At 46.8% G+C, this 23,083-nt stretch carries 28 protein-coding genes; 22 read left to right on the top strand and 6 right to left on the bottom strand.

Going from position 1 to position 23,083, the window contains the following annotated elements; translation table 11 throughout:
- The first annotated feature begins 2 nt into the window (after positions 1-2).
- The 5 genes from MHI52_RS26485 to MHI52_RS26465 all read left to right on the top strand — a co-directional run bounded on the left by MHI52_RS26485 (position 3) and on the right by MHI52_RS26465 (position 4,513).
- Positions 3-1,679 carry a response regulator gene (locus MHI52_RS26485; protein WP_127546566.1) on the top strand — a complete coding sequence of 559 codons (1,677 nt, stop codon included), beginning with the start codon at positions 3-5 and terminating at the stop codon, positions 1,677-1,679.
- Positions 1,680-1,765: 86 nt separating this feature from the next.
- The gene (locus MHI52_RS26480; protein ID WP_036606989.1) at positions 1,766-2,104 is read left to right on the top strand and encodes an STAS domain-containing protein; all 339 of its coding nucleotides are present in this window, start codon (positions 1,766-1,768) and stop codon (positions 2,102-2,104) included.
- Between the two features lie 18 nt (positions 2,105-2,122).
- Positions 2,123-2,575 (top strand): anti-sigma B factor RsbW, encoded by a 453-nt coding sequence (gene rsbW / locus MHI52_RS26475; RefSeq protein WP_036606993.1) that lies wholly within the window; start codon positions 2,123-2,125, stop codon positions 2,573-2,575.
- A complete protein-coding gene (locus tag MHI52_RS26470; protein ID WP_036606995.1) occupies positions 2,572-3,345 on the top strand; it encodes a sigma-70 family RNA polymerase sigma factor in 774 nt (257 codons plus the stop codon). Before rsbW ends, MHI52_RS26470 begins: the two co-directional genes overlap by 4 nt.
- 112 nt (positions 3,346-3,457) lie before the next feature.
- Complete coding sequence (locus tag MHI52_RS26465; protein WP_405157946.1) at positions 3,458-4,513, top strand: magnesium transporter CorA family protein; 1,056 nt, start codon at positions 3,458-3,460, stop codon at positions 4,511-4,513.
- A gap of 20 nt (positions 4,514-4,533) precedes the next feature.
- Here the strand turns inward: MHI52_RS26465 and MHI52_RS26460 are convergent, their stop codons facing one another.
- The 4 genes from MHI52_RS26460 to MHI52_RS26445 form a co-directional block, all read right to left on the bottom strand.
- Positions 4,534-4,899, bottom strand: a complete 366-nt coding sequence (locus MHI52_RS26460; protein WP_405157945.1) for a DUF5665 domain-containing protein — start codon at positions 4,897-4,899, stop codon at positions 4,534-4,536.
- Positions 4,900-4,983: 84 nt separating this feature from the next.
- Entirely contained in the window at positions 4,984-5,391 is a 408-nt protein-coding gene (locus MHI52_RS26455; protein ID WP_076319638.1) for a YtxH domain-containing protein, read from the bottom strand.
- Positions 5,392-5,455: 64 nt separating this feature from the next.
- Complete coding sequence (locus tag MHI52_RS26450; RefSeq protein WP_017692278.1) at positions 5,456-5,713, bottom strand: GlsB/YeaQ/YmgE family stress response membrane protein; 258 nt, start codon at positions 5,711-5,713, stop codon at positions 5,456-5,458.
- Positions 5,714-5,848: 135 nt separating this feature from the next.
- Positions 5,849-6,550, bottom strand: coding sequence for a phosphatase PAP2 family protein (locus tag MHI52_RS26445; protein WP_405157944.1), 702 nt, complete (start codon positions 6,548-6,550; stop codon positions 5,849-5,851).
- Positions 6,551-6,727: 177 nt separating this feature from the next.
- Here MHI52_RS26445 and MHI52_RS26440 point away from each other — a divergent pair, with 177 nt between their 5' ends.
- Both MHI52_RS26440 and MHI52_RS26435 read left to right on the top strand, forming a co-directional pair.
- Positions 6,728-7,747, top strand: coding sequence for an asparaginase (locus MHI52_RS26440; RefSeq protein ID WP_405157943.1), 1,020 nt, complete (start codon positions 6,728-6,730; stop codon positions 7,745-7,747).
- Between the two features lie 139 nt (positions 7,748-7,886).
- Positions 7,887-8,612, top strand: a complete 726-nt coding sequence (locus MHI52_RS26435) for a pirin family protein (RefSeq protein ID WP_340984247.1) — start codon at positions 7,887-7,889, stop codon at positions 8,610-8,612.
- Positions 8,613-8,708: 96 nt separating this feature from the next.
- Here MHI52_RS26435 and MHI52_RS26430 read toward each other — a convergent pair whose 3' ends face one another.
- Positions 8,709-8,933, bottom strand: a complete 225-nt coding sequence (locus tag MHI52_RS26430; RefSeq protein ID WP_017692283.1) for a DUF1128 domain-containing protein — start codon at positions 8,931-8,933, stop codon at positions 8,709-8,711.
- Positions 8,934-9,091: 158 nt separating this feature from the next.
- On the opposite strand from MHI52_RS26430, the gene yyaC reads away from it, so the two are divergent.
- The 5 genes from yyaC to MHI52_RS26405 all read left to right on the top strand — a co-directional run bounded on the left by yyaC (position 9,092) and on the right by MHI52_RS26405 (position 15,583).
- On the top strand, positions 9,092-9,649 hold the full coding sequence (yyaC, locus tag MHI52_RS26425) for a spore protease YyaC (protein WP_082218945.1): 558 nt from the start codon (positions 9,092-9,094) through the stop codon (positions 9,647-9,649).
- 60 nt (positions 9,650-9,709) lie between these two features.
- Positions 9,710-10,501: an alpha/beta fold hydrolase gene (locus MHI52_RS26420; RefSeq protein WP_036607004.1), complete on the top strand. Its 792-nt coding sequence runs from the start codon at positions 9,710-9,712 to the stop codon at positions 10,499-10,501.
- 270 nt (positions 10,502-10,771) lie between these two features.
- The gene (locus tag MHI52_RS26415) at positions 10,772-11,476 is read left to right on the top strand and encodes a DUF6483 family protein (protein WP_353883824.1); all 705 of its coding nucleotides are present in this window, start codon (positions 10,772-10,774) and stop codon (positions 11,474-11,476) included.
- A 97-nt stretch (positions 11,477-11,573) separates the two neighbouring features.
- Positions 11,574-12,821 carry an SAM-dependent methyltransferase gene (locus MHI52_RS26410; protein ID WP_244988473.1) on the top strand — a complete coding sequence of 416 codons (1,248 nt, stop codon included), beginning with the start codon at positions 11,574-11,576 and terminating at the stop codon, positions 12,819-12,821.
- A 191-nt stretch (positions 12,822-13,012) separates the two neighbouring features.
- Positions 13,013-15,583: an O-antigen ligase family protein gene (locus MHI52_RS26405; protein WP_405157942.1), complete on the top strand. Its 2,571-nt coding sequence runs from the start codon at positions 13,013-13,015 to the stop codon at positions 15,581-15,583.
- Between the two features lie 664 nt (positions 15,584-16,247).
- On the opposite strand, the gene MHI52_RS26400 is transcribed toward MHI52_RS26405, so the two are convergent.
- On the bottom strand, positions 16,248-16,595 hold the full coding sequence (locus MHI52_RS26400; protein WP_076328912.1) for a dehydrogenase: 348 nt from the start codon (positions 16,593-16,595) through the stop codon (positions 16,248-16,250).
- Between the two features lie 160 nt (positions 16,596-16,755).
- Here MHI52_RS26400 and MHI52_RS26395 point away from each other — a divergent pair, with 160 nt between their 5' ends.
- The 10 genes from MHI52_RS26395 to gatA all read left to right on the top strand — a co-directional run bounded on the left by MHI52_RS26395 (position 16,756) and on the right by gatA (position 23,078).
- Positions 16,756-17,370 carry a DedA family protein gene (locus MHI52_RS26395; RefSeq protein ID WP_036607012.1) on the top strand — a complete coding sequence of 205 codons (615 nt, stop codon included), beginning with the start codon at positions 16,756-16,758 and terminating at the stop codon, positions 17,368-17,370.
- A gap of 2 nt (positions 17,371-17,372) precedes the next feature.
- Complete coding sequence (locus tag MHI52_RS26390; protein ID WP_017692292.1) at positions 17,373-17,942, top strand: thioredoxin family protein; 570 nt, start codon at positions 17,373-17,375, stop codon at positions 17,940-17,942.
- Positions 17,943-17,948: 6 nt separating this feature from the next.
- Positions 17,949-18,581 carry an MBL fold metallo-hydrolase gene (locus MHI52_RS26385; RefSeq protein ID WP_036607016.1) on the top strand — a complete coding sequence of 211 codons (633 nt, stop codon included), beginning with the start codon at positions 17,949-17,951 and terminating at the stop codon, positions 18,579-18,581.
- Positions 18,582-19,145: 564 nt separating this feature from the next.
- Positions 19,146-19,391, top strand: coding sequence for a hypothetical protein (locus MHI52_RS26380; protein ID WP_127551797.1), 246 nt, complete (start codon positions 19,146-19,148; stop codon positions 19,389-19,391).
- A 102-nt stretch (positions 19,392-19,493) separates the two neighbouring features.
- Complete coding sequence (gene sigY / locus MHI52_RS26375) at positions 19,494-20,024, top strand: RNA polymerase sigma factor SigY (protein ID WP_076328914.1); 531 nt, start codon at positions 19,494-19,496, stop codon at positions 20,022-20,024.
- A gap of 2 nt (positions 20,025-20,026) precedes the next feature.
- On the top strand, positions 20,027-20,362 hold the full coding sequence (locus MHI52_RS26370; protein ID WP_076328915.1) for a YxlC family protein: 336 nt from the start codon (positions 20,027-20,029) through the stop codon (positions 20,360-20,362).
- A complete protein-coding gene (locus tag MHI52_RS26365) occupies positions 20,355-20,585 on the top strand; it encodes a hypothetical protein (RefSeq protein ID WP_174806499.1) in 231 nt (76 codons plus the stop codon). The genes MHI52_RS26370 and MHI52_RS26365 overlap by 8 nt, the downstream gene beginning before the upstream one ends.
- Positions 20,586-20,716: 131 nt before the next feature.
- Positions 20,717-21,100 carry an ATPase gene (locus tag MHI52_RS26360; protein WP_405157941.1) on the top strand — a complete coding sequence of 128 codons (384 nt, stop codon included), beginning with the start codon at positions 20,717-20,719 and terminating at the stop codon, positions 21,098-21,100.
- Between the two features lie 205 nt (positions 21,101-21,305).
- Positions 21,306-21,593, top strand: a complete 288-nt coding sequence (gene gatC, locus MHI52_RS26355) for an Asp-tRNA(Asn)/Glu-tRNA(Gln) amidotransferase subunit GatC (RefSeq protein ID WP_036607033.1) — start codon at positions 21,306-21,308, stop codon at positions 21,591-21,593.
- Positions 21,594-21,620: 27 nt separating this feature from the next.
- Positions 21,621-23,078, top strand: coding sequence for an Asp-tRNA(Asn)/Glu-tRNA(Gln) amidotransferase subunit GatA (gatA, locus tag MHI52_RS26350; RefSeq protein ID WP_036667997.1), 1,458 nt, complete (start codon positions 21,621-21,623; stop codon positions 23,076-23,078).
- Positions 23,079-23,083 lie beyond the last annotated feature (5 nt).

Genomic DNA, 23,083 nt, shown 5'->3' with positions numbered 1-23,083 from the left:
CCATGGGGCTCAATGAACCAATCCACATATTATTGGTAGATGACCGCCCTGAGAACTTGCTTGCTCTTGAAGCAGTTCTGGAATCGGAACAATATAAACTCGTTAAGGCAACTTCCGGAGAAGAGGCACTCCGCTGTCTGCTAAAAGACGAATTTGCGGTTATCGTTCTCGATGTGCAGATGCCTGGAATGGACGGAATTGAGACAGCAAAGTTAATTAAGGCACGGGACAAGTCCAAGGATGTGCCGATTATATTCATCTCTGCCAATAGCAGAGAAGCGGAGCACTTGTTTGCCGGATATTCAGCCGGGGCCATTGATTACATGGTTAAGCCATTTATTCCTCAGATTTTGAAATCCAAAATCGAGGGCTTTGTGGAGATGTTTATCACCAATAAACGTTTGAAGACACAGACCATGCTTCTTCACCAGAAGACACAGGAACTGGAGAAGATGAACCAACAACTCATTCAGGCCAAGGAAGAAGCAGAAATTGCAGCCAATGCAAAGACTGAGTTCCTGGCAATGATGAGTCATGAGATTCGTACACCGATGAACGGAGTTATCGGTATGGTTGATCTGCTGATGGAAACGGAACTGAGGGAAGATCAGAAGGAATATGCAGACATCGTTCGTCGCAGCGCAGATGCACTTGTCACGGTCATCAACGACATTCTTGATTTTACCAAGATGGAATCCGGCAAAATGGAACTGGAAGAGCATCCTTTTGAGATTGTCTCCTGTATTCGGGAAGTGTTAGGATTGTTTGCTGCAGAAGCAGGCAAAAAGAATCTGGAACTGGATTATTTCCTGGAAGATTCTGTGCCTGAATTAATCTATGGAGATATGGCAAGGCTCCGTCAGGTTCTCTTGAATCTTATTGCCAATGCGATCAAATTTACCGATCAGGGTGGAGTTTATCTGATCGTGTCAGTTAAGGAAGAAGAGGATGGAGAAATGGCATTGGAGTTTGCCGTTAAAGACACCGGGATAGGTATCGCTTCAGACAAAGTTGATCGCCTGTTCCAGCCGTTTTCCCAGCTGGATACATCCATGACACGTAAATACGGTGGAACTGGCTTAGGACTGGCAATATGCAAGACTCTGGTTGAAATGATGGGTGGACAGATCTATCTGGATACAACAGAGCAACGGGGAGCAACGTTTGTATTTACAATTCAGGCGAAACGTTATGTAGAAACTGAACTGGTCCAGGGGAACGGGGAAGAGAAACCAACGGATGTGAAAAATGAGAATAAATATCCTACGGTATTAATTGTGGATGATCATCCGATCAACCAGAAGTTGATGGCGATTATGCTTGGTAAGCTGGGGTTGCTCTCAGACATTGCTGAAGATGGACAGAGCGCACTCGATATGGTAAACGGCAGCCGTTATCCCTATGACTATGTGTTTATGGATCTGCAGATGCCTGTGATGGACGGTTTGGAATGTACACGGCGGATTCGAGAGAGTCTGTCCCAGTCTAATCAGCCAATCATTATAGCCATGACTGCTAACGTGATGGAAGGTATTCAGCAGCGCTGTATTGCTGCCGGCATGGATGATTATATTAGTAAACCGGTGAAAATGGGCAATGTAAAACAGAAAATAGCCCAGTTTCAGAAACAACGACAAATGTTAGAACCAGGCCCTTCAGCCATGAATCAGGCCAATTGAAACATTTTCCAAACTTCTTTCTGATTCACTCATGCTGAAGTTGGGTTATTAGGTAAGGAAACCATTGATCAGGAGAGAGATGTCTAATGAATACAAATAAAAATGAAAAATTCAATGCAAGAACTGAAACTCAGGACGGCGTGTGCACGGTGTATCTGACTGGCGAACTGGATTTGTCGGTTGCTCCTGACTTCCGCTTGGTGATGGAGCCGCTCGTGGATAACAAGGAACAGGATCTTGTGATTAACATGAAAGAATTGAAGTATATCGATAGTACAGGGATTGGTATCTTGTTATCTGTTCTGAAGGCCAGACATGGAATGGAAGCTCGCTTTGAAGTACAGGAAGTTCCTGCGCAGATTCAGAAACTTTTTGACATGACGGGCATCGCCAAATTCTTTGTCACACAGAAGAATTCCCAATAGGAAAGGATCGAAAAAGGAATGAATGCAGAAGTTCAAAGAGTCACCCTTAATTTACCTGCGACAGCTGATTACGTTGATATTGTAAGACTCAATCTCTATGGAGTAGCATCCAAAATGGGATTTTCCTACGAAGACATTGAGGATATGAAAGTTGCTGTATCCGAGGCCTGTAACAACTCTGTATTGTATGCCTACTCACACGAAGGCGGCATGGTTGAAGTTGTATTCGAAGTGGATGGCGAAACATTGTCCATTATTGTCAAGGACGAAGGTGCCAGCTTCGAGAACATGAACCCTGCTGTGTCACGTGCCGGTCTACACGACAAAGAACTGACGGAAGCACAGATTGGCGGACTTGGGTTCTACCTGATGCAAGCCTTGATGGATGATGTCAGTGTGGAAAGTGAGACGGGCAAAGGTACGAAAGTAGTACTCGTAAAACGTCTTGCAAGAAGTGAGGAGAAAGTATGAATGAAAAAGTGACTCCCCCAGAGTCCATGTCTGAAGCTATAGGTTTGATCTGGGAATACCAGCAGACCCTAGATAATGAAATTGCAACAGTTCTCATCCGTAAATATGAACCAATGGTCAAGATGGCAGCAGGTAAAATCGCTCGGAATCGCCCCGATCTATACGAAGACTTGTATCAGACCGGGCAGATGGCTTTGATTCGTTTGCTTAAGCAATACGATATCAACCTGGGTATTCCGTTTGAACCTTATGCCATGAAGAGCATGATCGGTCATATGAAGAACTACTTGCGTGATAAATCCTGGTATATTCAGGTGCCCCGGAGGATTAAGGAAAAGGGAGCCCTTGTGCAACATGCCATTGATGAGTTAACCGTTAAGCTGGAGCGCTCACCCGGTGTGAACGAAATTGCTGAATACCTTGATCTGACTGCAGAAGAGACAATTGAAGTTCTGGCTGGTCGGGAATGTTACCACTATGTATCACTGGATTCTCCTTTATCTCAGGATGACAGTGCAGCAACATTGGGAGAACTGATCAGTGCAGATGTGAATGACTATGATTCGGTCGAAAAACGGATGGACTTGCAACAGGCATTGGGACAATTGAAGGAACAAGAACAGCAGGTACTTATTCTAGCATTCCAGGATGGCCAATCTCAGCGGGCAATTGCCCAAAAGCTTGGTGTTTCACAGATGAGTGTATCTCGGATTCAGAAGCGAGCTACAGAGAAACTGAAACAGATCATGTCTAATGCTTCAATGTTATGAAAAATGGAACCCTAATGTTGTTGAGTACGGCATAAAGAAGGACACGTCAATGCGCTGAAATGCATACGTGTCCTTTTTGGGATCAAAAAGATATGGGTATGCAATGAAGAACATGAGTGCAGGAGTGGATAAAGTGATTGTGAACCAAATCAAGTTGGAAGCTCGCCGTGACAAGTTATCTTGCTCGGACCATTGGCAATGGTGGGATTGGGTTGCGCCGCCTGACACCGATAGCATGAAGGATGCGTTGGAGGAGCTGACAGAGGCGTTTCCGGATATGCGGTATTGGCTTCATAAGATTCCGGAAGTGGAATCAAATTATTTGTCCGTCCGTTTCATGAATGGTACAGAACCAGTCATATTTGGTTCATTGTTGTATGCGGTCAAAAATGAGAGAGATGACAAACGTCAAGATAATCAGATGTTTTTCTATGTCGATCGCAATAACCTGGTTACCTTGAATATGGATGACAATACACGAGGCATTATGAAGACGGATGAACGTGCCCATATGTTACAGCAATGTAGTGAAGCCAGGGACGGGATGTTTGTACTTTTTCGAGCTATACTGCATTACTACCATGTGGGGATGGATCATTTTGAGATGAACCTGCGTGAACTGGAACGGAAGATGGAATCCCGCAATGCCCGAACTTTAATGGACCAGATTTTGGCCGCCCGATTTGAACTGTTATACTGGAGCAATCTGTTTATCCCCTACTCGGAACTGATGGCCGCTGCCCATGAGGCTTATCTCAGTGAAATCAACGAAAATCGATATTTCCAGCAGCTCCAACATCGAGTAGAGCGAATGGAACGTTTGTTTAGTCACTACGAGAAAGAGATCGATACGTTAATCTCCATTGATAATGCGATCTCCGGTGTACGTGGCAATGAGATCATGAAGACACTGACCATTGTTACTGCTGTGTTCATACCTGCCACGGCAGCTGGCGCGATATGGGGGATGAACTTTGAGAACCTGCCCTTTATCGACAAATCATGGGGAGTTGTACTGGTCCTTGTTGTCATTATCTTAAGCATGATCAGCATGTATGTATGGCTGATGATGAAAGGCTGGACAGGAGATCTGCTCAAAGTGAAATCCTCACAGCCTTCAGCTGAAGAGACAGAGAAAAAAGGAGCAACGGAAAAACGTAAGGGATAGCCTACTGTTGGTTAGTCCTCTTAGTTTTTGTAATCTTCAATATAACCAAGCAAGTCAGCGATATATTGGCCCACAATTGGCATATTCACGAATTGGCTGAGAATGAATGCCAGCAAACCGAGAACAACAAAGGTACCCACAGTCAGACCGAGACCTCGTGCCATGCCCACTGTAAAATTGGTAATAATCCGCTTTTTGGGACTGCTGTAATTCTCAATAATATCCTTGATCTGTGCTCTCTCCAGACTGTCCGCAATCTGGTCCAGACGGGTGTTCAATCGCTTTACCTCATGACGCAATTCAAAAGGATGCTCGCTTGTATCATACTGCTGTGCCGGTGTTCCTCCCGTAATTGGAGTATTACCATTGATTGTAACTTTACTCATATTATTTGTCCTCCTCAACTCTCATTGGATAAAAAATAGCCAGCTGAAGTGCAGCTGGCTATTGGTGTCTCGATCTGTATCGCCTTACAGGCTAGTCGAGTTAAGTTCTTTACGTGCATCTTCCTTCGCTTCAACGGAAGCGGCAGCCACTTCATCAGATGCACGGGATGCTTCATTAGCCACATCAGCGGACGCTTTTCTCACAGAGTCCATTACATCATTGCGGCCTTGATTTACCGTTTTTGCAATGTCTGAAGTTTTGGAAGAGACCGTTTTTGCCAGTTCAGAGGCTTTGTCACTTACAACAGTTGCCACTTCTTTGGTGCGGTCAGTAACGATGCCCACTTTCTCGGAAAGGTCACCACGCAATTCACGTCCCGGTTTAGGCGCAAAGAGTAGTGCTGCTGCAGCTCCCAGCAAACCCCCGATGAAAATACCTTTTGCGAAAGTGGAACCCGTCTGTACAGGATATTGCTCTTCTGCTTTATTCATGTCTAATCACTCCTTCTTCAATTTAAGAAACAAATACGAAACAACGAACACCTTGTTGCCCGAATCAGGCAGCCTGTCTTAGCAGTCTGGACACAAGCCCCAGCAAGAAAACAAAGAGCGCTGTACCAATGATGGCAGGGATAATGGCAAAGTTACCGATAACTGGTCCCCAGTTACCAAGCAAAAGTGCTCCTAGCCAGGCTCCGGCAAATCCGGCAATCATTGCACCGATTATGCCTCCAGGCATGTTGTGACCGGCAAGTGCATCTCCGATCAAACCGATGATGACAGCCATCACAATGCTGATAATGATGCCCCACATAACAACCGCCTCCTTTTAAACTTGATGTAGGATGTTGTCTGTTCGCGTTTGCTTACTTCGTATATAAACCCTGTGCAACCCTGTGAAACAATAAAGATGAGGATGAATGAACTGGAAATTAGAGGGATTTGTTCTTTAGTGGCTTTGTTTAATGCCTTTAACCATGCAGAAGATCCATGCCAATCCAGCAGTAAATCCAGTAAATACATCCGTAGGATAATGAACGCCCAACATGATCCGGCTGAGGCCAATCAAGAAAATAAAACTGATACCACATAGAACAGGAAGCCACACACCGGAAGAGTTATGTCGCTGTCGTTCAATGGCCCAGATTACAAAGAGCATGCCGTAGAAGCCCATGGAGATCATGGCATGTCCGCTGGGAAAGCTGTACCCGTGAACGACCAGCAGATGATCGAGTTCAGGTCTGCTTCGTCTGAAAAATTCCTTCAATAACGTGTTCAGAATCCACATCATGGCAAAACTTCCCGTGAGCGCATATCCATATACAACAAACCTTGGACTGCGTTGAATGAAGAAAAGAAGAGCAAACCCTCCTGCAGCCACAGCAGAGATTTTGAATGAACCCAGTGCGGTTATGAATGCAGTGTAAGGGAATAGATGAAGACGTGAATCTGAATTCAGATAAAATAATTGCTGAATTTGATCATCCAGACGAATAATAACATCAGCACCCAACCAGGCACCGAGACCTGCCAGGATAAATACGACCGATGCGCTGAGGGCCAGACCAGCCATACCCCAGTTGAGGAGTGGACGTAATAACGTACCGGAATTTGGACTGAATGAGGCTGGTGAATACGTTTTGCGCGGCATAATGAGTTTCTCCTTCAGTTATTGTAGTAGATGGACATAGATGATAAAGCTATACCCGAAATGCCTGTCGAAAAAACTGTAAAAACGTCGCTTTTGTACTATACTATTTAAGATATCCCATGCGGCGTCATGACGCAAAGCAGAGATGAAATCGGGAGCACAAAGGAGAGAACTCGCATGGAGAGTGCCTTGTTAATTAAAGAATACCGTGCAGGCGTTATGGAATGCGCCCATTACGGACACATAAGTATTACGGATGAGTATGGCCGAATCGTATACTCGGCTGGTGACCCTCAATTTAGAGCGTTCACTCGCTCATCTGCCAAACCTTTTCAAGCCATTCCAGGTATTCGGGCAGGAATTGCCAGTCACTATGACCTATCAGCACAGGAGATCGCCATTATGTCCTCTTCGCATCGTTCGGAACCGGAACACATTCGGGTGCTGGAGCAGTTATCCGGTAAGATCGGATTGGGAGAAGAATGCCTGATCTGTGCACCAAGTTATCCGCTTAATGAAGAAAGCCGTAATCAATGGTTACGTGGACAAGGAGAGAAACGGCGCATCTTGCACAACTGCTCCGGAAAACATCTGGGAATTCTGGGGTACAGTCAGATGAAGCAGGTTGATCTGGGCAGTTACGCTGAACCGGATCATCCGGTACAACGAGAAATTCTTGAAACCTTTGCCGACCTGGCAGGTATTGAGGAAAAAGAGATTAAGCTTGGGACGGATGGCTGCGGCTTTCCGGTATTTTCTTTGCCGTTGTCGGCATTGTCGAACGCCTATCTGAAGCTCGCTTGTCCGGATCTTATCGCTGATCCTTCCACAAGAACAGCTGTAGAGACCATAACATCAGCTATGAATGAACATCCGTTGATGGTAGGTGGCACGGAGCGTGTCGATTCAGTGTTGCTGGAAGACAATAACATTGTAGCGAAGGGTGGATTCAAGGGGGTATTCGGTTTTGGTCTGAAAAAAGAAAGACTGGGAATCACCTTCAAGGTGCTTGATGGTTCCGAGGAAGAGTGGGCTTTCATCACTCAATCCATCCTAAGACAGATTGGTTATTCCAATGAGAGAACCATTGCACGATTGGCTGAAGTGTTCCCTTCGGACATCCGAAATGATGCGGGTACCCTTGTAGGTCATGCAGATAGTGAGTTCATTCTTCACTCACTTGAAGATAGCGTATAACCTTAAGAAGGGGCGTGATTAGAGTTGCCGGACCCCGGGTAAAGATGACATACCAACTGGTATTCATCTATACAATTCATATACACGCATGGACTGCCGCGGTAATGTGGCAGCTCTAAACCCTTGGAGGTGGATGAACATGATTAAAGTGGTGACATCGGAAGAAAGGCACACGTCGGATCGAGGTTGGATACACAGTGAATTCAGCTTTTCCTTTGCGGATTATGATGATCCAAGCAACGCCCATTTTGGCTGTCTGTTGGCTCATAATGAAAACACGCTGATGCCGCAAGAAGGCTTTAAGAAACATCCACATCATGATCTTGAACTCGTCAGTTATGTCATATCAGGTACACTCAAACATACGGATAGTATGGGAACAGAACAATTGCTTGAACCGGGAACGGTCCAGGTGATGAGTGCGGGTACGGGAGTGGAACACTCCGAGACCAATCCGTCAGCGGATGAACCGGTACGTTTCCTCCAGATGTGGTTTTTGCCATCGGAGCGTATGCTGAAACCTTCCTATACGAATCGGAGAATAGAGCCGCAGGAGCATTTGAATCGTCTATGTCCGATTGTATCCGGGCAAGGGGGCGAGGGAAGCGAAGGCGCATTGCCTATTTCCCAGGATGTAACCTGTTATCTGTCCCATTTGGAGTCCGGGAAAAAGTTGATGTACCCGCAACACGAAGATCGACGGACACATCTTTTCCTGATCAGTGGACATGTGGAGATTCATTGTTCGGATGGTAACTTCAACCTCAAGCCGGGGGATACCGCACGAATTCGCAAAAGCTGTGATCTGCAAATCACGAGTACAGACAGTGAACCTGCCGAATTTGTTTTGGTTGACCTGCCTTAAGGATGGGATGTATTCCGTAAAAGATAGTCTGGAAATATAAACATGTGAAAAAGGACCTGTTCCCACGGTGATGTGGAAAACAGGTCCTTTTTTGGCTTAAGATTTACGAAGATTACCCAGTTCCGAAGCGACAGCTTCCACTTCAGAGATACTGAGATGTTCCTTGCTCAAAATCATTTCATACAGGTCAAACAGATCTTCATATTTCTCAAGTGGGAATGAAGAAGCTTGCATGGCGGCACCGCTTGCCATACGAAGTTTGGTTTTGATCGCTTCAATCATATATTCCATATTGGCTGCTGTTGCTTGTGTTAAATCCATCGTTAAGTTCATCCCTTCCGTATCGGAAACTCTTGTTATTGTATCATGATTGGAAGTGCTCAGGCTAATGCTTTTGCGAGGAAACCAAGCATCGGTTACAATGATGGATACAACAACAGGATTTAACGGAAACCTGAGTGCACTGGAGGGAATACAGCTTGGCAGCGTATAAGCGAGAAATGGTTCGCCATCAAGGAAGGGAAGTCCGCAAAGGCGTGCCTGCAGAGAATCTGGTCTTATTTTTCAAAAACATCGTTCAACTTCATTCTCCAGCTGAAATCACGTTTGTCTGCATTGGTACTGATCGTTCCACCGGGGATGCTCTGGGTCCACTGACAGGAAGTTTACTGCAAGAGAGCGGAATGGAGAACGTGATTGGCACGCTGTCTTCCCCTTGTGATGCAGATACGCTGGAAAAGAAATTGGCACTTATTCCTGCGCACCATGCCATCATAGCGATTGATGCATGTCTGGGTCCAAAGCAGGCGGTAGGTACATACTATCTCTCGAATAACCCACTCATTCCGGCCCAATCGGTCGGAGGCAAGCTACCCCCTGTTGGACAATACAGTGTAGCAGCTGTGGTTAATGCGAATGGACCAAGGCCCTATTCCATTTTGCAGATGACCTCGCTCCACTTGGTCATGGGGATGTCCCGAACGATTGCAGACGCCGCAATTGAAGCATGGAAATGGAGACAAACGTTTCATTCATGATATGTAGGCTTAATAATATACAACCTGAATTATTTAATTCGCGCAGAGAGAGGGATTCATATGGAAAAAGTGATGTGTGATGGAACGACGATTTGTTATGCCGAACAAGGTAAGGGAGAAGCACTCATTTTGCTCCACGGATACTGTGGCAGTTCATCGTATTGGGATGAGGTCGTACCTGAACTGGCACGCAGCTATCGCTGTATCGTACCTGATCTGCGTGGACACGGAAAAACAGATGCACCTGTAGGAAGTTATACCATCGAACAGATGGGCAACGATGTATTACAGTTGATGGATGAGTTGAATGTGGAAAAAGCGGTCCTTCTGGGACACTCGATGGGGGGATACATTGCGCTCTCGATTGCACAACGTCACCCGGAGCGTTTGAATGCATTTGGTCTGATTCATTCGACAGCCTATCCGGACAGTGAAGAAGCCAAGGAAAAACGCCTTCGTGCTGTATCCACCATTCAGACCGAAGGTATCGTAAATTTTGTAGATGGACTGGTTCCCGGACTGTTTGCACCGGAACATGTGGAATCGTTATCTAAGCATGTAACACGTGTGAAGGAAATTGGATACCAGACTGCTCCTCAAGGTGCTGTTGGTGCTGCACTTGCTATGCGAGAACGCCCGGATCGCCGCGATGTGTTATCGGCTACACCTTTACCTGTATTGCTGGTTGCGGGAGAGAAGGATGCTGTTATCCCGCCAGAACGTACATTTACAAGTGACAAGCCACATATCGTGCAAGCCGTGATTGCGGGTGCAGGTCATATGAGCATGTATGAAGCTCCTGAAGAGTTAATTCAGGTCATTAAACAATTTATGGCTGGATTATCGAAGTAATTGATGAAGTGATTTATGTTGATTTTATTAAAATATAGTTTGGTTTCTGGATGATTCAACCTCTTGTGGAGGAGGAGTACCCAGTTCCATTTCAACCGAGCCCCTGCCACGTCCCTTTGGGATAGGCGGGGGCTTGTGTGTTCAGGTCCAGAGCAAAGACACGTGTGTCTTGTTTTTGGCTTTTTGTGATGGCATGAATTAAAATAAATATAAAGGAACGATATGAGAACGATTGAATGTATAGGGTCGAATGATGAGGGGGCATACAGCATGTTCAGAAAAGATTATCTGCTCCGCATGATGGAGGAAATGACTGAAGCAATAGGCAAAGTGTTCACGCTCAAACAGCAACGTAAGCACACCGAGGCATTGTCTGAACTGGATGAGTTGATGCGCAGGCAGTTTGGGTTGAACTTATCTCTACTGAACTCATTGCCAGCAGAGGATGTTATTGAAATGTTCCGTTTTCGCGGAATGATTGAGGTAGATAATCTGCAACAAGCCGCGAGGCTAATTGAAGAAGAGGCATATATTTATCAAGAAAAGGCCAAAGTGGAAGGCATTGATGATCAGGAAAGAATGGACGCAGAGGATGACGCCCTCATTCGATTGATGAGATCACTTCATTTTTACTTGTATGCATTGAATCATGGCGCTAATCCTAAGTTGTTGGACGCACCGGAACGGGTGGAGGGTGTGTTGGGGCTTACGAAAGAATATGAACTTCCTGCTCGAACCGAAAGACAGCTTGCCCTGTATCGTGAACAACAAGGACGTTATGACCAGGCAGAGAACAGTTGGTACAGGCTACTACAGCTTGGTGCTGAATTCCCGGTGAGCTACCGAGATGATGTACAGGCGTTCTATGAAAGGTTGAGCCCACTCACGGATGAACAACTGGAGCAGGGCGGTCTGCCACGGAACGAAGTTGAAGAGGGACTAGCTGAACTAAGTCGTCAAGAGATGAACTCATAAAATATGGATTGGATCAAGGCATGTTACATGCCTTTTACTTGGAGAGGGAACGGAATTGTGGTATGGTAACGGTTGACCAAACCAAACCGAAAGTGAGATGTACCCCGTGGATTCATTGCGAAAGCTTATACAAGACATCTTTGAACAGAATTCGCTGATTACAGCGACCTGGAGCCAGCTGCGCAGACGGGACAATGTCTCGTATACCAAAGTGCAAGTCAAGCCGGTGACACTGAAGAATCAGCTGCATTATCAATTTGCATTTCATTATAACAACAAAGTGCTGCACGAGAATTTGACTCCGGCTGAAGCGGCTGAGCGCATGACTTTGTTATGCGAAGAGACGTTTCGTCAAGGGCTGCTCTGTACGACCGAGGCAGACTATCAAATTTTGATCAGCAAAAAATATAAAGTATCCATTCTGACCAAATCTGCTTCCAAAACTGCGGTGGACCTGTCGCATAATCGCAAAAAGCAATATGTATTGGAAGAAGGCGTACCTGTATCGTTCCTCGTTGAACTTGGTATTATGAACGAAGAAGGTCGTGTGCTGGCTCGTAAGTATGACAAGTTCAGACAGATTAACCGTTTCCTCGAAATGGTGCAGGATGTTATTCCGCATCTGCCGGAGGGACGTCCACTGACCATCGTTGATTTTGGTTGCGGCAAGTCTTATCTGACATTTGCGTTATATCATTATCTGTCTGTACAACAACGGCGTTCACTCAAGATTATTGGGTTGGACTTGAAGGCAGATGTGATTGAACACTGTAATGATCTGGCTAATCGATTGCATTATGGCGATCTGAAGTTTCTGGTTGGAGACATCGCGGACTATGATGAATTAAATGAAGTGGATATGGTTGTCACGCTGCATGCCTGTGATACAGCTACCGATGCTGCTTTGGAGAAGGCAGTTCGTTGGGGGGCTTCTGTTATTCTGTCTGTTCCGTGCTGTCAGCATGAACTGTTTGATCAAGTAGAGGCTTCCGTGATGAATCCATTGTTGTCCCATGGTATTCTCAAGGAACGTTTTTCCGCACTGGCTACGGATGGGATTCGTGCCAAGTTGCTTGATCTGATGGGTTACAAGACACAATTGCTTGAATTCATCGATATGGAGAATACGCCTAAAAACATATTGATTCGTGCTGTTCGCGGTCAGGCCGGCGAAGTGACGGAGATGTGGAATGAATATACGGCTTTCCGTGATTTCATTCATGCCGATCCATATTTGGAGCGGGCTTGTGCCGATTTGCTTCCTGGCGATGGCAAGCAGGCCAACGGGAAATCAAATTCGAGCAAAGAAACCGTTCAGGATTCCGCAAATTGCGACCTTTGCTGAGTGTGCCAATGACAATCCAGGGGCATACTGCAACTAGGGTACCTGAATGTAAAATGATATTCAATGCACATACTTCGTAGCAATCAACATTATAACTGTCAGATGTATATCAGACAGAAGGACCCGTTATCGGGATCTTCTGTCTTTTTGTTATGCATATGGAGCGGTGGAAGGAAGGAGGGTGGATAAGGATGAAGAATAGGACAATGGATAAGGGTGTTGTAGGGTATAGACGAGGGTATGAGGCGAATGAGGAAGTGATGGAACAGGCGTTTGAAAGGTCTCACCATGCAAATGGTACAGAATCTGTAGATAACAAGGACTTATGTAATGGGGGCAAGAGGGACGGTAGAGACAGTACATATAATAGGGAAGATACATACAACAAAGATGATACGTATAAAAAAGAGGATAAAAATAATTCAAATGGAGCTATTCACACCGATGCGTCAGGGAGTTTTTCTCAAAGTTTGAGGTGTAAACGTTATTCAGGATGGGGTTGGACTGTTGGGGTAGGCATACTCTCCATTCTCTTGCTGCTTGCAGGATGTCTGAGTCGAGGGCTGTACTATTCAGCGGATCTGTACCCTGTCCTTTTGATCGCAGGAGGAAGCATATTGATTATGTTTTTGCTTTTCCTTGTAGGTATTCGTCCACAGAAGGCGAGTGAACGAATACCCATATCATTGGGACAGGGTCGGGGGAGACTCGAACGAATCGTTGAGAAAATTTTTCGATTTCCAGGAATGTGGCGGGTATTATGGCCGCTGGGGATGATGACATGTTTTGGGCTACATGCATGGGTAGGCTCGGTGAGTAAACAGGGCAGCATGGATGAGATGCTGCGGTGGAGCTTGCTTGCGATGTTTACTCTGCTCACCGCAATACTGGCTGTGCGCATGGATGGTGCGCGTTGGTTAGCTTGCGGTTGGCAGATGGCAGGAGGCTTGCTTGTGCTAAGCGGCATCCTTGCCGTATGCGGGATATTGCCGCTGCCCTTCGGGGTGATGCGAACTGCTGACCCCGAGATCAGCTCCGCCGGAGCAAGGCTCGGCGGACTATTGCAGTACCCGAATGCGTACGGTGCCGTTGTTGGCATGTACGCATTGGAGCGGCTGACAGCCGCCGCACGAGTCATAGCCCGGCCTGTGCCGGCCGGGCGACTCATCGCGGCAGTGCTGCCGCTCATGCCCGCGCAAGCCGCGCTCCTGCTGAGCGAGTCGCGCGGCGCTTGGCTGGCGACCGGCTGCGCCGCGGTCGCCGCCTTTGCTTTGCAGCGGCGCGGTGCCCGCCTGCCGCTGCTACTGGCCATGGCCGCGCCACTGGCGTGCGCGGCCTGGCTGTACCGCCAGCTGGCTGCTGCCCAGCTGGCGCCTGCACCCGTGCCCGGCCTGCTGGCACTGGCCGGGGCATGGGCAGCTGCGCTGCTCGGCACGCTGCTGCTGTGCCGTCTATGGCACAGCGGCGCCGCCAAGGCTCCACGCGCCGCTGCCCTGACGGCCATTGTGCTGGCGGGAGCCGCCGCCGCACTAATGGCCGTGGCCTCCACCGCCGATCGCCTCGCGGCGGGTGTCGGCACTGGGGTGTCCCGCCTACAGATGTGGCGGGATGCCCTCCAGCTGTGGACCGAGGCCGCATGGCTCGGCCAAGGGGGAGATACATGGCGCAACATGTTTCGCGCCATTCAATCCTCGCCTTATGTTGGAGGCGAGGTTCACAACGGCCTGCTCGATCTCGCCCTGGACACGGGCATGATCGGCATCGTGCTTGTCGCAGGGTGGTTTCTCCTCACCCTGCGAAGCATCTTTTATTTTGCACCGCAGCTCATGCCATCCGTGCTTGTTTTTGGCCTGCATGGGGTGATGGACTTTGACTGGAGCTTTACATTATTTTGGATGCTCTTCATCTGGCTCGGTGCTTGGGCAGTCGCATTAAAGACGGAAACAGAGGGGGTCCAGCGATCCGGCGTAACTGTGAAATACACTCCTATCAGATTCAAATCGAGATCTAAATCCAGATCCAGATCTCTTTTCTTGCGATATTTACCAACCCAATCCCACCCATCAGCTGTCTCGATGCGTTCCTTCTTTCATATTTTTCAGCGAGTAACTGCTTGGCTAATAAGGGTATCCACAGTGATGATCATCCTTTCCTGGATTGGTGGAACAGTCTGGCTGACCTCCCGATATGCCGTAGCAGAAGTGCAGTACCATCAGGCGATGTCTGAACCGGCTGGCACTCCAGCACAGAAGGTGCATCTTGTGGCTGCCCTTCAGTCTAACCCGAATCGACCGGATATCGTGATATCCCTTGCACGATCTCTTCCGGGACGAGAAGCAGAATCATTCCTTTTGAACAGCTTGTCCCATTCCCCGATGCACCCTCAGATTTACATCGAACTGGGACGATTGGTAGCCCAATTCGGCGAAGGACAGCAGGCTGGAGAATATTTTGAACAAGCGATCGCATTGAATCGGTATGATGGCATTGGCCAATCCTCGGCTTTGTATTGGATGGAGCAGGTAGCGAGGCGGGAATGGAAGGCAGGATTCACGGATCGAGCCCAACAGACTGCCGCCGCTGGTGTTCAGATGTATGAACGGTATCAACTGCTGGCTGAGGAAGTGGAAGCAGGAAACGTTCGCAATGATCGTCGTTTTGTACTGGAAGAACATGCTCCAGGCTATGGAGAGAACCTGCGCAGGCTTGCTTCAGCTTTTTCTCATCCGTTTACTCCAGAGTTGACCAAGCGGAGCCCTTGAATCACTGCTGGATCTTGACGTTTACCCAAGCTATATGATGATGGATGTCAACGTCTAAAAATTCTGGGAGTCCAAGCCGGTTGCTCCTCGCGGATGGGTATGCGATTTTCTAAGGAACACAGGACGTCTTATTTGGCCTTTAGCTCCTCCTTTTAAATTGTAAGGAACATCAGACACGTTATTTCCGGAAATTCCCTAACAAAAACCTATAAAAGGTCAAAAATTCCGATATAACGTGTCTCAGGTTCCTTAGATTTCTGCAGACGCTTCAAATCGTTGAATAAGACGCCTCAGATTCGTTACCGCTCATGGGCTTGGGCTTGAGTATGAGAATGAGCATGAAAATATACTCTCAGCTTATGTTCATACTCCCCATGGTGGTCGGCTTCATGCTCTGCTCGATCCGCAAGCCAGAGGACGCCCTGCATTCCACCTGGAGCGAAGCTTTACATCATAAATGAGCAATTCCCATTTATGTTGTCTCAATCGCTTGCTCGTACGTGAAGAAGGCATTAACATCACACGGTAAGGACACAGTGCCCGTGCCCTTACCCGTTCCTAACATGTTCCTAACATGTTCAGATTCGCTTAAGATTAGCTTCAACCATTGCTCCGTTTTTCAGTAGGTTTGAAGACACAGCTATCTGCCTCATTCCTCCATAATCTACAGACGATAACCGCCAAATGCGTGCTGAAACGCATCTTTTAATGGTTCAACGTCTACTTCCCACATCGTGGCGATCTCTGCACTGACATCTGTGTTCCACCACTCACATAATTTCTTGCGGTTGTCGCGATTCTCCCCAATCCAGAGCAGATTTGTAATCACCTTACCGTAATAATATTCTTCCGCCTGTTTCATTCGTTCGGGAGAGACATATACTTTTAGCCTTTTGGCTGTCCGGTACAATTCCTTGCTGCATGCTCTGCGAATTCCTCTGGCGGAAGGAAGGTTTTGACCAGATTGCTTATGTTTGACCGGCGGAGAACCGGGTATTGACTTGTGTGACATCTTCTCACGCTCCTCTCCCCATACCATATGCCGACTGCTACGAACGGGACACTATCCCAACCTCGTGAAGTAGCAACGTCCACAGCCCTGTGATAAAATAGGGACGAACATCCATGGTGCGGAGGGGCACCGCCAATCAGGATGGAGAAAGAGGGTTGAGATGGACTTTATTCATAACCTTGTTGGCCAATTGTTCGATTGGATTCAAAGTCTTGGGTACTTTGGAATCATGCTTGGATTAATGTTGGAAGTTATCCCAAGCGAAATTGTGCTGGCGTATGGAGGTTTTCTCGTTTCACAAGGTAATATCAACTTCTTCGGTGCTATGATTTTTGGTACTGTGGGCGGTGTGATTGCCCAGTTATTTATTTACTGGATTGGCCGTTATGGCGGCAGACCTGTACTTGAACGCTACGGTAAATACATACTCATCCAGAAAAAACACATCGACCATTCCGAGGAGTGGTTCCGCAAGTATGGTACAGGTGTCATTTTCACAGCGCGTTTTGTTCCGGTGGTAAGACATGCAATCTCCATCCCGGCTGGCATCACGAAAATGCACACAGGCAAATTCATCTTGCTTACTACACTCGCTGTTATACCTTGGACTGCATTGTTTATATATTTAGGGATGATTCTTGGAGATCAATGGAAGCATATTGATGAGAAAGCGGCACCATATGTTATGCCTATTTTGCTTGTCGCTCTCGCCCTTATGATCGTTTATGTACTTATTAAATGGATGAATGTTCGTAAAAAGAAAGGAAGTGTCTAGTCATGGGTAAACCCAACTTGTCTCACAAATTCGGTAAAGGTCTTCCACCGAAAGATTTTATCGAGAGTATGACCAAGAACCAAAGTGAATTCCAGGCCAACTATGATAGCTTTACTTGGTCGAACGAAGAGGATCGTGAGTTCTTTGAGAGTCTGAACCATCGCGATGATCTGCGTGTGTTAATTCTGGCTGCTGACTGGTGCGGGGATGTTGTCCGTAATATTCCGGTTGTGTTTCAGGCGCTTGAAATCTCAGGAATTCCAACAGAAGTTCTGATTATGGAGAACCATCCGGAAGTGATGGATGAGTTCCTGACGATGGGTGGCCGTTCCGTGCCAGTCGTTATTTTTGCAGATACAGGTGGTCATGTGTTAGGTCAGTGGGGACCTCGTCCGCAGCATGTACAGGAAGTCATGATTGAATTCAAACGCCTTAATCCGGATCGTGAAGCAGCAGATTATCAAGAAAATTTGGCTGTAGCGCGTCAAGAGATTGGTAAACGTTATGGGGAAGGAACGGAGTCACATGCGGCCATTATCCGTGAGCTGCGTGAACTGATTTCGGGTTACTAAGCCGATATGCTTAACATTCGTACGTTTACACTAGGCCCGCTTCAGACCAACGCGTACCTTTTACAAGGAGATGATCCGGGCAAAGCCGTCATTATCGATCCAGGCATGAATCCAGGGCCGCTACTTAAGGCGATCCAAGACTTGGAGATCGAAGCCATTCTCCTCACTCATGCTCACTTTGATCATATGGGCGGGGTAGATGAGATCCGTAAATTGAAGGGATGTCCCGTTTATCTTCATGACTTGGAGAGTGACTGGCTCACCACCCCGAAATTAAATGGATCTTTGAATTGGCCACAGGCGACACCACCGCTTTCGACAGATCCTGCTGAATATGCCATGGACGAAGGGCAGAAGCTGAATCTGATTGGTCATACGTTTAAAGTGTTCCATACACCTGGACATTCACCAGGCAGTGTAAGTTTGCTTTGTGATAACGACCTGTTTGCCGGTGATGTGCTGTTCCGCATGGGTGTGGGCAGAACGGACCTGACAGGAGGGCGTGAACGGGATCTGATTGATTCAATCCAGAACAAGCTTTACACCTTTGCTGATGAAGTGAAAGTATATCCAGGTCATGGTCCCAAAACGACCATTGGTTATGAGAAACAGAACAATCCTTACGTGTCCGCAAGATAATCCGACATGATATGTGAAGAAAGTCTGGACAAGTGACAACTTTTTCATTAGAATAGCAATTAGTTGTTACAAGCGTTAAGGCATCATCTAACTGAAGCATTACCAAGAAACACCCAACCTCGCGAAGCACGCAGACTGTGGTCTATACCCGGTTTGCGTTCTTTTTTTTGTTTTCAGCCCCTTTTTATCACAGAATTAGCCTTTTTTACGCTACATAGAGATGCAAGATGCGCTTCATCACAAGCCAGTTTGAGACCAATAGCAAGTTAGCAGCAAGTACAGATTGATTTAGAAATGATGAGTTTAAGAAAAATAGTATATAAGTTGAACTAATCATTTACACAATAACGGAAAGGACAGAAAAAACCTGTAAAAGCGAAGCTACAAGCTTTCTGCAAGAAAGCAACTTCGGAAGCATACGCTATCACCGGATTTTCACTTTAAGAAAAGGGAATCAAAAAATCTGGGGATAACAGCGATTGGAAGGTTATTCTGTCATCGTAGTGTCAGTGTAAATAATCTTTAGTTCAACTTATATAGATCATGAGAGTGGGGAATATCAAAGTGGAGAAAACAAGAGTTATTCCGTTGAATCAGCGTGTCGAGTATCCGATCATTGAAGAAAACCGTCGCATATTGGAAAGTGGGAAAAGAGAAACAGGTACTGAGCGAGCTTTAATACATAACCCTAGCGTGACCAATGAAGTGGTGAAGTCTCAGCAGAATATATGGGCAAGCCGTGTTTTAAGAAACGGAGCCCGCAACCAACCGTGGTTCGACAAGCTGCAAGATTACCGGAATCAAGTCTGATTGCCCGGGAAATTGTCGGGTTTAATTTTTTTTTGATTCCATTGAACGTTTTTGCAGAGCCTGTCGTATTAACTCCAGATTGAACGGGAAGCAGGTGATTTCATGATAAAGGTAGCTGAGCTTGAAGAGGTACGCAGAGCAGTATCGGGAGACGATAGCGCACTCGCAGCGTTGTTGCAACGTCACTACACGTTTGTGTATAAGTATCTTGTCAAAGTGACAATGGACGCTAACCTCGCAGAAGAGACGGTGCAAGATACGATGATTCGTTGTATGGAAAATATCCATCGATATGATGGCACGTCTGCCTTTTCATCATGGATGATCACCATTGCGACCCGCATCTATATCGATAAGACAAGACGTAAGAAGAGAGAACAGAACTGGCTTGCTCTCATCCGGGATCAGGCTGTACGTCGATTCCGCTGGCAGCTTGAGACTCGGAATGAAGAATGGACAGATGTCATGGATGCGATGACAAGACTGACACCCGAACATCGTGTTGCAGTGCTACTGAAGCATTATTATGGATACGGATATGACGAGATCGGGGAAATGCTGGGTATTCCTGCGGGAACGGTGAAGTCACGCACAGCTTATGGTCTCCGTCAGTTAAGAAAGGAGCTGGAATAAGGATGAGCAGATCAGATGATGCACAAGAACAAGAAGTTGTAGAACGATTGCAGCAACACATGAAAGTGCTCGATGATGCATTTGAGCCGACAAGTATTCCTTCTTTGGGTGCACTTGAAGCCCAAGTCAGGGAACGGAGACAGATTAGACGTCGAGCCAATTGGATCGAGATGATATGTTTCTGGTTGGTTGGATTGCTTGCCATAACCTTTGGGGCATTATTTTTTGTATCTGCTCCAGCTCTTTATCTGGGAATCCAGGCTCTTGGTACAGCTGTTGCGGTGATTTTGGCTGTGATTTGGGCCGGACGGCGCCGGAAGGAGGTTCATCATGAATAAAATACATTATTCATTGGATGAGATTTCTCCACTGTGGCTGGCATTGCTTGGCATTTTCCTTCTGGTTCAGGGCACATGGATCTTTCAGGACGCACGCAGACGTGGACGTTTCCCTTGGTTATGGGGATTATGGGGAATCACAGGATTTCCCACGCCACTTATAATATATTGGTTTGTCGTGATTCGATCACAGCGCAAGCCAGGTGCACGGAATCAGAAATAACATCATTTTAAAAATGGAAAAAAGATTTTGCACAAATATGTTGTTTAATTCTAGTATTCCTAGACATCGTTATTCTTTTCTAGTAGACTATACAAATAAATATTAATGATAGACTACCAGGAGGTTAGACGATGCTGCGATTAGGAGAGAAGGTTGTCATCGTCGCGGATGCGTTTGAGCAGAATCTTCCTGTGGGGGAATATGGTTTCATCATCGCTTATGACCGGAATCCGGACAATGCGTTCGATTACGTGCTTCGAGTGCCGCAGGTGAACCGGAACTTTTTTGTTCCATCCGGCGACGTCGATCTGGAAGAGGTTCTGCTGAAGCAGGAAGCTGAGCGGGTCGAGCGAGAAGCGTTGATAGATTACGCCCTTGCGACACACAATGAGAAGCTGTTTCATTATCTGATGAACGGAGATTTTCAAGCTGTGGAAGAGGAAGAGGAAACCGCGAACGATGTTATGTCACAGGCGGATTTTATAAAGCAGGTTAATCTGCGTGCATGGATTTAGAATTTTAAGAGTCGGCTGATGCCGGCTCTTTTTTATTTTATAAGTTTGATTTTAGCTTCCCGGAAGCCTGTCAGGTCATTTGCATTGAATTGTCGAACTATCTCACCTATAATGAAAAAAGTTATCTTGAGACTTTAGCCCGTTAAACGAGCGATTCGTTTCAGGTCGTTTCGGGAATCAGAACGAATGAAGGAGGCATCCGCTAATGAGTATTTCGAATAATGACGTTCAGCATGTGGCCAAGCTGGCCCGGCTCAACTTGACTGCTGAAGAAGAACAGACCCTGACAGGTCAGCTGAACGCGATTTTAAAATATGCAGAAAAGCTGAATGAGCTGGATACAGAAGACATCGAGCCCACCACTCACGTTCTGCACGTAAGCAATGTTATGCGTGAAGATGAGACCAAAGAAAGCCTGTCGATTGAACAGGTGATGCGCAATGCACCGGAAGAAGAAGACGGGCAGTTTAAAGTGCCTGCAGTAATGGAATAACGGATAACCGGAAGGAGGACAAAAACTGTGAGTTTATTTGAACAATCGTTGCCTGAGTTACATAACAAGCTGCATGCCAAAGAGCTGTCGGTCAGCGATTTGGTGGATCAGGCGTATCAGAACATTGGCGCGCATGACGATAAAGTTAAGGCATATTTGGCACTGGATGAAGAACAAGCACGCGCTCGTGCACGTCAACTGGATGACCGTCTGGTTAGTGGCGAGGAGAAAGGTTTGCTTTTTGGTCTGCCAGTAGGTATTAAGGATAACATCGTTACGAACGGACTGCGCACGACGTGTGGTAGCCAATTCCTTCGTAATTTCGACCCGGTGTATGACGCGACAGTTGTCGAGAAATTGAAAGCTGCGGACACCGTAACTATTGGTAAACTCAACATGGACGAATTCGCCATGGGCGGCTCCAATGAGAATTCAAGTTTCTCCCCTGTACGTAATCCATGGGCACTTGATCGTGTTCCAGGAGGTTCCAGCGGTGGTTCTGCAGCAGCTGTAGCTGCGGGAGAAGCATACTTCACGCTTGGATCAGATACAGGTGGCTCCATCAGACAGCCTGCTTCGTATTGCGGTGTTGTTGGATTGAAGCCGACGTACGGACTTGTTTCCCGCTTTGGATTGGTTGCATTTGCATCATCCCTGGATCAGATTGGTCCTTTGACGAAAAATGTTGAAGATTCTGCTTATGTATTGCAAGCCATTGCTGGTTATGACGCCAAAGATTCGACATCTGCAAAAGTAGAAATCCCGGATTATTTGAGCGGACTGACAGGTGATGTCAAAGGGCTTCGCATTGCCGTTCCGAAGGAATACATCGGTGAAGGCGTAGATCCACAAGTGAAAGAGACAGTTTTGTCTGCATTGAAAGTTCTTGAAGGGCTCGGGGCAACATGGGAAGAAGTATCCCTTCCGCATACCGAATATGCGGTGGCTACGTATTACCTGCTGGCATCTTCAGAGGCTTCTTCCAACTTGGCTCGATTTGATGGTGTACGTTATGGCGTGCGTGCTGACAATCCGGATAACTTGCTGGATCTGTACCATCAGTCCCGCAGTCAAGGTTTTGGTCCGGAAGTGAAACGACGTATCATGCTCGGAACGTATGCACTCAGCTCGGGTTACTATGATGCCTATTATCTGAAAGCACAGAAGGTACGTACATTGATCAAACAGGATTTCGACAATGTATTTGCCAAATATGATGTGATTATCGGACCAACTGCGCCAACTACGGCGTTCAAACTGGGTTCACAGGTGGATGATCCACTTACGATGTATCTGAACGATATTTTGACTATTCCGGTTAACCTTGCTGGTGTACCTGCTGTTAGCATTCCATGTGGATTCTCGGATGGATTGCCTGTTGGCCTGCAGATTATCGGTAAAGCCTTTGATGAAACAACCGTATTGCGTGTAGCGCATGCGTTTGAACAAAATACAGAATTCCACAAGCAGCGCCCGCAGCTGTAGACTGC

Source organism: Paenibacillus sp. FSL H8-0283 (assembly GCF_045040675.1).
GTDB classification, from domain to species: domain Bacteria; phylum Bacillota; class Bacilli; order Paenibacillales; family Paenibacillaceae; genus Paenibacillus; species Paenibacillus amylolyticus.
This window is presented reverse-complemented; position numbering and strand designations above follow the sequence as displayed.

Excerpts from the sequence above, each read along its gene's own strand:
- MHI52_RS26485 (WP_127546566.1), top strand. The coding sequence starts at position 3 with ATGGGGCTCAATGAACCAATCCACATATTATTGGTAGATGACCGCCCT.
- MHI52_RS26480 (WP_036606989.1), top strand. The coding sequence starts at position 1,766 with ATGAATACAAATAAAAATGAAAAATTCAATGCAAGAACTGAAACTCAG.
- rsbW (WP_036606993.1), top strand. The coding sequence starts at position 2,123 with ATGAATGCAGAAGTTCAAAGAGTCACCCTTAATTTACCTGCGACAGCT.
- MHI52_RS26470 (WP_036606995.1), top strand. The coding sequence starts at position 2,572 with ATGAATGAAAAAGTGACTCCCCCAGAGTCCATGTCTGAAGCTATAGGT.
- MHI52_RS26465 (WP_405157946.1), top strand. The coding sequence starts at position 3,458 with ATGAGTGCAGGAGTGGATAAAGTGATTGTGAACCAAATCAAGTTGGAA.
- MHI52_RS26460 (WP_405157945.1), bottom strand. The coding sequence starts at position 4,899 with ATGAGTAAAGTTACAATCAATGGTAATACTCCAATTACGGGAGGAACA.
- MHI52_RS26455 (WP_076319638.1), bottom strand. The coding sequence starts at position 5,391 with ATGAATAAAGCAGAAGAGCAATATCCTGTACAGACGGGTTCCACTTTC.
- MHI52_RS26450 (WP_017692278.1), bottom strand. The coding sequence starts at position 5,713 with ATGTGGGGCATCATTATCAGCATTGTGATGGCTGTCATCATCGGTTTG.
- MHI52_RS26445 (WP_405157944.1), bottom strand. The coding sequence starts at position 6,550 with ATGCCGCGCAAAACGTATTCACCAGCCTCATTCAGTCCAAATTCCGGT.
- MHI52_RS26440 (WP_405157943.1), top strand. The coding sequence starts at position 6,728 with ATGGAGAGTGCCTTGTTAATTAAAGAATACCGTGCAGGCGTTATGGAA.
- MHI52_RS26435 (WP_340984247.1), top strand. The coding sequence starts at position 7,887 with ATGATTAAAGTGGTGACATCGGAAGAAAGGCACACGTCGGATCGAGGT.
- MHI52_RS26430 (WP_017692283.1), bottom strand. The coding sequence starts at position 8,933 with ATGGATTTAACACAAGCAACAGCAGCCAATATGGAATATATGATTGAA.
- MHI52_RS26420 (WP_036607004.1), top strand. The coding sequence starts at position 9,710 with ATGGAAAAAGTGATGTGTGATGGAACGACGATTTGTTATGCCGAACAA.
- MHI52_RS26415 (WP_353883824.1), top strand. The coding sequence starts at position 10,772 with ATGTTCAGAAAAGATTATCTGCTCCGCATGATGGAGGAAATGACTGAA.
- MHI52_RS26410 (WP_244988473.1), top strand. The coding sequence starts at position 11,574 with ATGTACCCCGTGGATTCATTGCGAAAGCTTATACAAGACATCTTTGAA.
- MHI52_RS26405 (WP_405157942.1), top strand. The coding sequence starts at position 13,013 with ATGAAGAATAGGACAATGGATAAGGGTGTTGTAGGGTATAGACGAGGG.
- MHI52_RS26400 (WP_076328912.1), bottom strand. The coding sequence starts at position 16,595 with ATGTCACACAAGTCAATACCCGGTTCTCCGCCGGTCAAACATAAGCAA.
- MHI52_RS26395 (WP_036607012.1), top strand. The coding sequence starts at position 16,756 with ATGGACTTTATTCATAACCTTGTTGGCCAATTGTTCGATTGGATTCAA.
- MHI52_RS26390 (WP_017692292.1), top strand. The coding sequence starts at position 17,373 with ATGGGTAAACCCAACTTGTCTCACAAATTCGGTAAAGGTCTTCCACCG.
- MHI52_RS26385 (WP_036607016.1), top strand. The coding sequence starts at position 17,949 with ATGCTTAACATTCGTACGTTTACACTAGGCCCGCTTCAGACCAACGCG.
- sigY (WP_076328914.1), top strand. The coding sequence starts at position 19,494 with ATGATAAAGGTAGCTGAGCTTGAAGAGGTACGCAGAGCAGTATCGGGA.
- MHI52_RS26370 (WP_076328915.1), top strand. The coding sequence starts at position 20,027 with ATGAGCAGATCAGATGATGCACAAGAACAAGAAGTTGTAGAACGATTG.
- MHI52_RS26365 (WP_174806499.1), top strand. The coding sequence starts at position 20,355 with ATGAATAAAATACATTATTCATTGGATGAGATTTCTCCACTGTGGCTG.
- MHI52_RS26360 (WP_405157941.1), top strand. The coding sequence starts at position 20,717 with ATGCTGCGATTAGGAGAGAAGGTTGTCATCGTCGCGGATGCGTTTGAG.
- gatC (WP_036607033.1), top strand. The coding sequence starts at position 21,306 with ATGAGTATTTCGAATAATGACGTTCAGCATGTGGCCAAGCTGGCCCGG.